This window comes from Patiriisocius marinus, assembly GCF_008974325.1.
Taxonomy (GTDB): Bacteria; Bacteroidota; Bacteroidia; order Flavobacteriales; family Flavobacteriaceae; genus Patiriisocius; species Patiriisocius marinus.
Map to the genome: position 1 here is coordinate 194,468 of NZ_BKCG01000006.1, position 8,681 is coordinate 203,148.

The 8,681-nt window shown below is 33.0% G+C and carries 9 protein-coding genes; 1 reads left to right on the plus strand and 8 read right to left on the minus strand.

Annotated elements, in window-relative coordinates:
• Positions 1 to 90: 90 nt before the first annotated feature.
• Positions 91 to 807, plus strand: a complete 717-nt coding sequence (locus GBH57_RS11940) for a DUF4369 domain-containing protein (protein WP_151674719.1) — start codon at positions 91 to 93, stop codon at positions 805 to 807.
• On the opposite strand, the gene GBH57_RS11945 is transcribed toward GBH57_RS11940, so the two are convergent.
• From GBH57_RS11945 to GBH57_RS11980, 8 genes are all read right to left on the minus strand, one after another.
• On the minus strand, positions 804 to 1,070 hold the full coding sequence (locus GBH57_RS11945; RefSeq protein WP_151674720.1) for a hypothetical protein: 267 nt from the start codon (positions 1,068 to 1,070) through the stop codon (positions 804 to 806). The two genes, GBH57_RS11940 and GBH57_RS11945, sit on opposite strands and share 4 nt — an antisense overlap.
• Positions 1,071 to 1,141: 71 nt before the next feature.
• Complete coding sequence (locus GBH57_RS11950; protein WP_235904709.1) at positions 1,142 to 2,116, minus strand: type I phosphomannose isomerase catalytic subunit; 975 nt, start codon at positions 2,114 to 2,116, stop codon at positions 1,142 to 1,144.
• A gap of 2 nt (positions 2,117 to 2,118) precedes the next feature.
• Entirely contained in the window at positions 2,119 to 2,568 is a 450-nt protein-coding gene (locus GBH57_RS11955) for a peroxiredoxin (protein WP_151674721.1), read from the minus strand.
• A gap of 2 nt (positions 2,569 to 2,570) precedes the next feature.
• Positions 2,571 to 2,978: a 6-pyruvoyl trahydropterin synthase family protein gene (locus tag GBH57_RS11960; RefSeq protein ID WP_151674722.1), complete on the minus strand. Its 408-nt coding sequence runs from the start codon at positions 2,976 to 2,978 to the stop codon at positions 2,571 to 2,573.
• Positions 2,975 to 3,493, minus strand: a complete 519-nt coding sequence (gene idi, locus GBH57_RS11965) for an isopentenyl-diphosphate Delta-isomerase (protein ID WP_151674723.1) — start codon at positions 3,491 to 3,493, stop codon at positions 2,975 to 2,977. Before idi ends, GBH57_RS11960 begins: the two co-directional genes overlap by 4 nt.
• Positions 3,494 to 3,605: 112 nt before the next feature.
• Complete coding sequence (locus tag GBH57_RS11970; RefSeq protein WP_151674724.1) at positions 3,606 to 5,585, minus strand: OmpA family protein; 1,980 nt, start codon at positions 5,583 to 5,585, stop codon at positions 3,606 to 3,608.
• A 96-nt stretch (positions 5,586 to 5,681) separates the two neighbouring features.
• Positions 5,682 to 6,623: a PorP/SprF family type IX secretion system membrane protein gene (locus tag GBH57_RS11975; RefSeq protein WP_151674725.1), complete on the minus strand. Its 942-nt coding sequence runs from the start codon at positions 6,621 to 6,623 to the stop codon at positions 5,682 to 5,684.
• A 55-nt stretch (positions 6,624 to 6,678) separates the two neighbouring features.
• Positions 6,679 to 8,681 (minus strand): CLIPPER-2 domain-containing protein (locus GBH57_RS11980; RefSeq protein WP_174844036.1); only part of this gene is annotated, 2,003 nt, incomplete at its 5' end.

Sequence of the window (8,681 nt, forward strand, 5' to 3'; positions counted from 1 at the left end):
TTTCTGAAATATCACAGAATAATAGTCACGAATTTACTTTAGTATTTTTCACTTTTAAAGCATCTTTGCTACTTGAAAAAAATCTATTCCATGAAAAGACTATTACTTATTTCTATCGCTATACTTAGCATTGCAAGTTGTACTAATGAAGATGCTGAAAATAACATGCACTTAACTGGAAGTGTAAAGGGTTTAAAAAAAGGAACTTTATTATTACAGAAAGTAATTGACTCTACTTTTCAAACAATTGACTCACTACAAGTAAATGGAACAGGAGATTTTGAATTCAATAGTATTATTGAAAGTCCTGAAGTTTATTACTTGAGCCTGAAAACTCAAACGCAAAAACAACCTGAAAAAAACATTCCATTTTTTGCTGAAGCTGGTGAGATGACAATAAACACATCTTTATTAGCATTTAATAGAGACTCTAAAATAACAGGATCAGTAAATGAAGATAAATTTAGAGAATATCGAAAATTGATGCAGCGTTATGCTGACAAAAATTTAGAGCTAACTGAGGCACAAGTAAACGCGTACCAAGAAGGAAATATGAAGCTTTTTGATTCAATTAACGGGCAACAGAAAAGAGTTCTTTCTAGTAAGTACCTGGCGACGGTAAATTATGCTTTGAATAATAAAGATTATGAAATCGCACCTTTTTTAGCGCTAACTGAAATCTACGATGTAAATGTGAAATATTTAGATACTATTTACACTACAATGACTCCAAAAATAAAAGACTCCAAATACGGAATCGTATTGGAGTCTTTCATTAAAGATATTAAGAAAATTGAATCTAATTAAAGCGCGTTAATTCTATCAATTAATGCTCTTCCTTTAGTTTCTAATTCTGCATTTACACCTTTAAAATGTTGCTTTGTATTTTCAACGTCTCTTGTGTTAACCTTCACGATTAAATCGTCAAAAGTTGAAATTGCATCATCAATAATTTTTTGTGATTCCTTAGTGTCTTTTCCTGGATTTGTTAATTCCCAGATATATACTGCTTCAATAATATCACCTAATACGTAATTGATGTCTTTTTTTAAGTCTCTTTTATTTGCCATGTGTAAATCCCTTTATAACAGGTTATTTAATTTAAATATTCTTTTTTAATAAAGTGCAAATTTACAAACTATTAAGGAATATACACTTCTAAAAGTGTTGCAGAATTTGTAGCAATTTCAATCGAGGCAATACGATGCGGAATTAGTAAAGTTTCTCCCGTTTTTATTCTTTCTGAAATGCCCCCAGCTTTAATACTTGCGTCTCCCTCAACACACATATAGACAACAAAACTATCCTTTGCTTTTAAATCTCGATGTATCACTGAATCTAAAACCAACTTATTTGTTTCAAAATAATCTGATTTCTTAAGCAAAACAGGCTTATTTAAAAGCGGTTCGCTAGTTAGTGACGCTACATTAACTTGAAAGTTTATTGCTTCTTTAGCTTCGTTTGTATGGAGTTGTCGCATTTTGCCATCAAGATCTGGTCGATCCCAGTCATAAATACGATAAGTTATGTCACTAGTTTGTTGAATTTCTGCAAGGACAATACCTGCACCAATAGCGTGCGTAGTTCCTGGTGCAATAAAATAGCTATCTCCTTTTTGAACGGACTTTTCAGCTAAAATATCAGTAATCTTATTTGATTTGATTGCAGCTTCATAAATTTCTTCTGTTGTATTCTCTTTAAGTCCTAATATTAATCTAGCATTATTTTCAGCTTCCATAATATACCACATTTCGGTTTTACCAAAAGTATTATGACGCTCTTTTGCTAGTTTATCATCAGGGTGAAGTTGAACTGACAAGTCCTGTGCAGCATCAATAAATTTAAATAGAAGCGGAAATTCATTACCAAAAACTTTGTACACTCGCTCGCCTAATAAATCTCCTTTATAAGTTGAAATTAGTTGATTTAGCGACTGTCCTTCAAGTGGACCATTAGCGGTAATTGAAACATTTTCATTTACTCCAGACAACTCCCAACTTTCACCAATTAAACCCTTTGCCTCTTTATTGAATTGATTTTTCAACTTAGAGCCTCCCCACACTTTTTCTAATAGTATAGGACGAAATTTTAATGGATATAAGGGGATTTTCTTCAATATTATTTTTTTAATAGTTTTAATGCTCCGTCAATATGCGGTTGTGCATTCATCGCTTTAAATTTCGAAATTAGAATTCCGTTGGCATCAAAAACAAATGTTTCTCTTCCAGGCAACAAACCAAACATAGCATTTTCAACTTCAAATAGCTTTCGTACTTTTTTATCTGTATCTGCAAGTAAGGTAAAAGGAAGGTTAAATTTAGCTGCAAATTTTTTATGTGATTGTTCACTATCTGCACTAATTCCAATTACTTTAATCCCTGCGTTTGAAAAGTCTTCAAAACTATCTCTAAAACTACAAGCTTCTTTAGTGCATTGTGGCGTGAAATTTTTCGGGTAAAAATAAATTACTAAACCATTTTCACTTTTATTTTCAGATGAATTAAATAATTCATAATTTTGATCCTTAAGTTGAAAAGTAGGTAATTTCGTTCCAATTTCTATACTCATATTTATCCTGTATATAATACGAAGTTACGTGGTGTCTCGTAAAGCTTAATTGACACTTGGTAGTTATCTCCAATAACTTTAGAGATTCTGTTATATATCTCAATAGCTATGTTTTCAACTGTTGGGTTAATATTTTTAAAAGCCGCTACTTCTTCATTTAAATTTTTATGATCGAAAGGTTCTTCTACTTCATTTTTAATAATCTCTTTTAAAAATTTAATATCCATCAAAAAACCAGTTTCAGGGTCAATTTCTCCAGTAATACCAACTTCCAATTCATAATTATGACCGTGATACTTTGGATTGCTACATTTTCCAAAAACTTCAAAATTTTTCTCGTCACTCCATTCAGGTTTATGAAGCCTGTGAGCTGCGTTGAAATGTGCTTTCCTATAGATAGTTAAACTCATAATGATATATGTTCGTAAAATTTTTCAAAAATAATTTTAAACCAAGCAGTGTAAATTTGAGGGTTGTTTTCAATATCCTTTTTCACATCCTCTAATAACATCCATTTCCAAGCTACCACTTCATCTTCATTTATAACAGGAGTTTCATTAAAGTTTCCTACTAAAATATGATCTAATTCGTGTTCTGTAAGTCCGTTATCAAAAGGGGCTTTGTAGATAAACGAAGTGGTTTCATTTAATTGAGTTACAAATCCCATCTCCTCTTGTAATCTTCTAGTTCCTGCTTCTATATTAGATTCGCCATCACGTTGATGACTGCAGCAGGTATTTGTCCATAACCCAGGAGAATGATATTTATGCAAAGCTCTTTGCTGAAGCATTAGTTCATTATCATTATTGAAAATAAATACTGAAAAAGCGCGATGCAGCACTGCTTTTTCATGTGCTTCCATCTTAGGCATTAAACCTATTTGCTCATCATTCTCATTCACGAGAATTACAAGTTCTTCTTTCATAGTATTTGAATTCTTTTGCGTAAAAATACAAAATTACCAACGTGTCTAAAACAAAAAGAGCACCTCATAATTGAAGTGCTCTTTTGGTAATTTAATTTAATGTAGTCTGTGCTTAATTTCTTTCGTTAGCACTATTATCTATCAAACCATTATTGTTTTGAATAATAAACATCGACCTTCTGTTAAGTTGGTGCTCTTCTTCAGTACACTCAACACCATCAGAACATTGATTAGTTAGTCTATTTTCACCGTAACCTTTCGCTGTTAAACGACGTGATTCGATTCCATTAGCAATTAGCCATTTCAATGTAGATTGTGCTCTACGCCCACTCAATGCATCGTTATATCTATGTGTCGCTCTAGAATCTGTATGAGATTCAATATGAATTATTAATTCAGGATATTGACGCATAGCTGCTAAAATTTTAGCTAATTCAATTTCTGCATCTGGGCGTATGTATGACTTATCAAAATCAAAATAAATAGGCTGTAAACTTAATCTACATCCTAAATCGTTAGGAGGACAAGGATCTACTGGTGTTAACGGGAGTGTTAAACTAAGTTTAATTGTTTCATTAGGCGTGTCTACTATTTCCTCACTAGGTTCGTAACCTGATTTAAGTGCTCTTACAATAAATCGATCTTCACACTCTCTTTGTGGAAATGAAAATGTAGCATCTGCACCTGTAATAACCTCTTCAATAAGCTTGTTATCTCTATCTAATAATCTAACAGTTGCGTAAGGAATAATATTTCCTGTATTCTTGTTTACAACAACTCCAGCTATATCAACTTTACAACTTGAAAATTGGATTCTATATATATCATCATCAGAGCTACCTTGTTCACCATCACGATTTGAAGTTAAATAACCAAGGTTTTTTTCCTCATCAATAATAAGTGCAAAATCATCTTGATTACTGTTTGCTGGAATACCAACATTTTTGATTTCACCAATAGTTCCTTCAGCAGAAATAGGAGTAGAATAAATATCATATCCACCTAAACCTGGACGACCATCAGTAGAGAAATAAAGATTTCCTGCAGTACTTATGTAAGGGAAAGACTCTCTAGCTTCTGTATTAATTTCTTCACCTAAATTAGTTGGTTCACCGTATGTATTATCACCTTTAATATCTACATACCATAAATCGCTCATACCAACTGTTCCTGGCATATCACTAGAAAAATATAATCTAGTTTCATCTACACTTAAAGCTGGATGCGCTGTTGAATAATCTTTACTATTAAAAGGTAATTCAACTACATTATCCCAATCTCCACTTTCGTTTTTGGAAGTAGTATATAATTTAAGCCTAACTGTTTTACTTTTATCCATTCCTGGCTTTCTCTTAACAAAATTGTTACGAGTAAAGTAAATAGTATTACCATCTTTAGTAAATACAGCAGATGATTCATGGTAACCTGTATTGATTTTATCAGATAAACGTTGTGTATTAGACAAACGTCCTGTTGAATCTTTATCTGCCATAAACAAATCAAGATAAGGTTGATCTGTCCATTCGTATGTTTTGTCTCCTGTAGTTTCAGCAGCTGAAGCAAAAACAATTTTATCTAGATAATATGCTGAACCAAAATCAGAAGTATTTGTACTAATACTTGTTTTTTCTAATTCATATTTTTTAGATAAGAAAGCTATTTCACTTAAGTAATTTCTGTTTTCTTCAAAGTTCTTGGCGATAAGACTACCACCTGTTAAACCAGAATACTTTTCCATCAACTTGTCTGACTCTTCGTATTTACCTATACTTTTATAACTTTGAGCAGCTCTTAAATAATATGACGCATCTGTTTGAGCAGGAAATTGATCTACTAATCTTCCGTACCATTTAGCTGCATTATCATAATCACTATTCCAGTAATAAGTATCACCTAACTTCTTGAATATTTCAGCAGAAGCATAACCATCATCAACTACTTTTAAATAGACCTCTCTAGCGTCTATATATGCGAATCTATCAAAATCTTCATTCGCTTTTTTAATTTTCTTTTCCTGTGCTACTGATGCTGTTAGACTTAAAAGTATAAGTGCAAGAGTAAGCAATAAGGATTTTTGTAAACGTATTTTCATAATGCCCCAAATAAATTATTCGTTTATTATTTTTTCTGAAATATCACAATCGAATTCATTCCCCAATGGATTGTAATACATCTCTTTGTTTTATTTTTAGAAGAAACGTGGAGTTAATACTCTTTCTGGTTTCTTAAATACATCAAATCTTAACATTAGTTCGTAAGATCCATCACTGAATTGTTCTAATTCAGTTGACTGATAGTCATACCCTAAACCAATAAACATAGAATCTGAAACTTGGAATCCTGCCATCGCACTAAGTGCTGCGCTCCATCTGTAACCTACACCTAACGTAAATTTTTCGTTGATAAGAGCATTTAAAGATAAATCTGCTGCCAATGGTGCTCCACCAACTACTTTTCCTAAAACGGCTGGCTTTAACTTTAAGTTTTCATTGATATCAAATACATACCCCATTATTAAGAAGTAATGTAAATTTTCTTGTGGTGTAGTTTCTAACGTTGAATTTTCTAAGCTAGATACATCAAAATGATTTGTAGTTAAAAAGTTGGGTACTGATAAACCTGCATAAAACTTTTGCGTATGATAATATAAACCAGCTCCAATTTGTGGTTGGAATTTATTATCTACATTATTTTGAAATCTAGGATCACCTTGATCAAAGATATTTAATCTAGCAAAATCAACATCTAATATATGCGCACCAGCTTTTAAACCAAAAGATAGTTTTGCTTCATCAGAAGTCTTGATTGTGTATGAATAATCAACAGTAAAGTTTGTCTCATTCGCTGGACCAATTTGATCATGAACAATAGACAAACCCAAACCCATATTATCGTTAACACCAATAGGTGAATCTACGGTAAATGTTCCTGTTTGAGGTGCTCCGTCAAGACCAACCCACTGAGTTCTAAGCAAGAGTCCAAAACTCAACGCTTCTTTAGAACCCGCATAACCTGGGTTTACAATTTGAGTATTGTACATATACTGCGTGTATTGTGGGTCCTGCTGAGCAGTAGCCGTAAATACACTCGCAACAAATGCTAAAATTAAAATGTAATAACTGTGTTTCATAATATATGTTTTGTTAACCCAGAGGTATTAACCTCTGGGATTATCATATTGATTATTATCTGTTTAAATATAAGTAACCTGCGTAACTATCCTGTCCTGGGTTTGAACCTTCGAACTTAATTACATAGAAGTACGTTCCTGTTGGTAATAAATTGTCTTGTGCAACTGTTTCTCTTCCATCAGATTCTCCTACAAATACATTTTCAGTATCATCAGATCCTCCATAGCCTTCAGTTCCAAATACCTTCACACCCCAACGGTTGTATATTTCAACAGTATTATTTGGGAACTCGCTAATTCCTTGAATAAAGAAGAAATCATTTTCACCATTTCCATCAGGGGATACCGCGTTAAATATAGTAAACGGCGCATCTACATTTGGTAAGATAGTTACAGTAATATCATCAGCATCACCATCACCGTCAGGATCTACCTGAGTAGTATCATTTGGATCATCTGAAGTATCAGAAACATCAAGTCCGTTACCAGTTGTACCAGTTACGATAGCTTGATTTGCAACTTCTCCATTATCAATATCTTGCTGAGTAATTGTATAAGTAGCGGTAAACGTTGTATTATCAACATCTCCTGGAGCTAACTCAGCTATAGGACCTCCTTCAATAACAATTCCTGGAAGTGGATCATCTAAAGTGATGTTGTATAATGTTACATTTCCTGTATTGTATACAAAGAATTGGTAACTAATAGTCTCACCTACTTCAGTAATTGCATTTCCATTATTATCATCAAAGATTCCTGTTTTCTCAACAAAGATACTAGGGTCTTGACAAAGAATAGATACTGTAGCATCATTTTCGAAATTACTGTTATCATCAGATAAATCTGAAACAACGTTTCCATCAGGATCAACACCTTCAGCAATAGCTTGGTTACTAACTGAACCATTATCTACATCATCCTGAGTTACAATATATTCAGCTGAGAATGTCTCAGTATCAGTTTGACCGGCTAATAACGTAATAGGTGCTCCTATTACTGTAACCATTCCGTCAATTACAACAACATTATCTAATTGAACATTTCCTAAGTTAGTAACAACAAAGTCATAAACTATAGTTTCACCTAAGTCAATACAACCATTATTGTTTTCATCACGAGGAGTTCCTGTTTTAATCAAAGCGATTAATGCTTCATTACATAAAGGAGTTACCGTAGGATCATCCTCTAATTCACTATTGTTATCTGATTCATCTGATACAATTACTCCACTAGGGTTTAAACCTGAAGCAGTTGCTGTGTTCACAACCTGTCCCATATTGATATCATCTTGATCAATTGAATATTCCGCAGTAAACGAAGTATTATCTTGATCTCCAGGGTTAAGTGCAATAGGACCTCCTATTACATTTACCATTGGGTCGTCAATATCTATGTTAGTAATTGTTGTATTACCATTGTTTATAACAGTAAATGTATAAGTTATAGTCTCTCCAACATTTGCACAACCATCACCATCAGTATCATTAACTACTCCTGTTTTGATTAATGCGATGCTATCATTTTGACATAACGCTGTAACTGTTGCGTCATCTTCAGTCGTTAAAGCATCATCAGAAATATCACTAACTGGTCCAGCAACTCCTGTTCCATTTACAGTAGCAGTATTAGTAATACTGCCTAGATCGATATCAGCTTGTGTAACTGTATAATCTTGTACATATACCCAAGTTTCATCTAAATCAAGTATCATATCAGCATTAACATCACCTGTAAACGGTGCTGTAATAACTCCACCAAGTAATATATCTGTTACAGATACTGCTGAAATAGGAGTGTTACCTTCGTTAGTTACAGTAAATGTATATGTTACAGTATCAACATCAGCAGTAGCACATAAATCTCCATCTACATCATTTACAACAGCAGTTTTAACTAATGCAATCATTTCATTTTGTCCGATAGTGGTTACTGTTGGATCATCTGTTGGATCACTATTCGTTGAACCGTCTCCATTTGGTGTCTCTGTATCTTCATTATTAGCAATTGGATTTCCATCTGTATCTGTATCTGTATCTGATGTATCAGTTACAGGACCTT